The organism is Priestia sp. P5_B4 (assembly GCF_056400385.1).
Window position 1 is genome coordinate 1 of sequence record NZ_JBFULJ010001528.1, and the last position, 525, is coordinate 525.

A 525-nucleotide genomic window follows, 5' to 3' on the forward strand; every position below is an offset into this window, starting at 1 on the left:
TTTCGTTTACGCATGCATCAAGTGGTGGCTCAAACGATCCATTTATCGATTGGCTACAGTAAACAAACAGGTGGAGGCTTTTCAAGGCAAAAGAAAATGGGGCGAGCATCAAATTTAAGCCAAGATATCTTTCCCTATTGTTTAACCATATTACATACGCATGATAATGGAATGCCAATTCGCTCCATTGGGATCTCCTTATCCAACACCAGCATTGAAGAAGAGGAGCAAATGAGCTTATTTGAGGACATCCATCAGCGTGAAAGAGCCTATGCTCTTGCGAAAACGATTGATGAAATTCGGCTGCGTTATGGGAAGAATAGTGTGCTACGGGCTTCAAGCTATCTGGGTCACTCAACAGCTCGTTATCGAAATGGTCTTATAGGAGGCCACAAAGCCTGATAGGAGGAGATATCATGGTCCACTATAGAGGAATGAAAGTAACAATAGTATATTATAAGGGTGAATACAAAGTATACAAAGATTGTCATTCACCTATTATTGTTTCTTTATAGGATGAAGAAC

The 525-nt window shown here is 40.4% G+C and carries 1 protein-coding gene; it reads left to right on the forward strand.

Features of this window, described 5'->3' with window-relative positions; translation table 11 throughout:
* On the forward strand, positions 1 to 402 hold a 402-nt coding region (locus tag AC1DRF_RS31985; protein ID WP_477742826.1), incomplete at its 5' end, for a DinB/UmuC family translesion DNA polymerase.
* Positions 403 to 525 lie beyond the last annotated feature (123 nt).